Annotated in this window: 1 pseudogene; it reads left to right on the plus strand. The window is 71.9% G+C overall.

Annotated features, from left to right (window positions below):
* Positions 1 to 26: 26 nt before the first annotated feature.
* Positions 27 to 2,026 (plus strand): annotated as a pseudogene (locus TR46_RS37410) (transketolase family protein); the annotation flags it as partial.

Below are 2,026 nucleotides of genomic sequence, written 5' to 3' on the forward strand. Positions count from 1 at the left end.
CGATATGGAAGGAGCCCTGATTCAGGGTGAGTACGAAGCCGAGCAACACCTTTGAGTGGACCGAGCTCGACCGGCGGACGGTGGACACCGTGCGTGTGCTGGCGGCGGATGCCGTGCAGAAGGTCGGGAACGGCCACCCGGGCACGGCGATGTCGCTGGCCCCGGCCGCGTACCTGATTTTCCAGCGGTTCCTGCAGCACGACCCGGCGGACCCGGCCTGGACCGGTCGCGACCGGTTCGTGCTGTCGCCCGGGCACACCAGTCTGACCCTCTACATCCAGCTGTACCTGTCGGGGTACGGGCTGACGCTGGAGGACCTGAAGTCGTTCCGGGTGTGGGGCTCGCTGACCCCCGGTCACCCCGAGCACGGCCACACCGCGGGGGTGGAGACCACCACCGGTCCGCTGGGGCAGGGGATGGCCAACGCGGTGGGCATGGCGATGGCGGCCCGCTTCGAGCGCGGCCTGTTCGACCCGGAGGCGCCCGCGGGCGCCTCCCCGTTCGACCACACGATCTGGGGCATCTGCTCGGACGGCGACCTGGAGGAGGGCGTCTCGGGTGAGGCGTCCTCGCTGGCGGGCCACCAGAAGCTGGGCAACCTGGTGTTCCTGTACGACGACAACCACATCTCCATCGAGGGCGACACCGAGACCGCGTTCTCCGAGGACGTGCTGAAGCGGTACGAGGCCTACGGCTGGCATGTGCAGCGGGTGGCCCCGGCCGCCAGCGGGGACCTGGACCCCAAGGCGCTGCACGAGGCGATGGTCATCGCCAAGGCCGAGACCGAGCGCCCCTCGATCATCGCCATGCGCACCGTCATCGCCTGGCCGGCACCCAACGCGCAGGGCACCGAGGAGTCGCACGGCTCCGCGCTGGGCGCCGACGAGGTCGCCGCGACCAAGCGGGTGCTGGGCTTCGACCCGGACAAGTCCTTCGACGTCGCCGACGAGGTGCTGGCCCACGCGCGGCAGGTCGGCGACCGCGGGCGGGAGGCGCATGCGGCGTGGACCAAGCGGTTCGAGGACTGGCGCACCGCCAACCCGCAGCGGGCCGCGGAGTTCGACCGCATCGCGGCCGGCCGGCTGCCCGACGGCTGGCAGCAGGCGATCCCGTCCTTCCCGGCCGGCAAGGACGTCGCCACCCGCAAGGCCTCCGGGGAGGTGCTCAAGGCGCTGGGTGCGATCGTGCCGGAGCTGTGGGGCGGTTCGGCGGACCTGGCCGGTTCCAACCTGACCACCATCGACGCGGACTCCTCGTTCCTGCCGGCCGGCAACCCGCTGGCGTCCGCGGACCCGTACGGGCGCACGATCCACTTCGGGATCCGCGAGCACGCCATGGGCGCGGCCATGAACGGCATCGCGCTGCACGGCAACACCCGCGTGTACGGCGGCACGTTCCTGACGTTCTCGGACTACATGCGCGGCGCGGTGCGCCTGGCCGCACTGATGAAGCTGCCGGTCACCTACGTGTGGACGCACGACTCCATCGGCCTGGGCGAGGACGGCCCCACCCACCAGCCGGTCGAGCACATGGCCGCGCTGCGCGCCATCCCCGGCCTGAACATGGTGCGTCCCGGTGACGCGAACGAGACCGCGATCGTGTGGGCGGAGATCATGCGCCGCCACGGGGCGGACCCGGCCCCGCACGGGCTGGCGCTGACCCGGCAGAACGTGCCCACCTACCCGGCCAACGCGCTGGCGGCCAAGGGCGGCTACGTGATGCTGGAGGCCGAGGGCGGCGCCGCGCAGGTGATCCTGATCGGCACCGGTTCCGAGGTGCGGCTACGTGATGCTGGAGGCCGAGGGCGGCGCCGCGCAGGTGATCCTGATCGGCACCGGTTCCGAGGTGCAGATCGCGGTCGCCGCCCGCGAGAAGCTGCAGGCCCAGGGCATCCCCACCCGGGTGGTCTCGATGGTTCCAGGAGCAGGACCTGGCCTACCGCGACACCGTACTGCCCCCCGCCGTCCGCGCCCGCGTCGCCGTCGAAGCCGGCATCGCCCTGACCTGGTACCGCTACGTCGGCGAC

Origin of the sequence: Streptacidiphilus carbonis (assembly GCF_000787775.1) — a bacterium.
Taxonomy (GTDB): Bacteria; Actinomycetota; Actinomycetes; order Streptomycetales; family Streptomycetaceae; genus Streptacidiphilus; species Streptacidiphilus carbonis.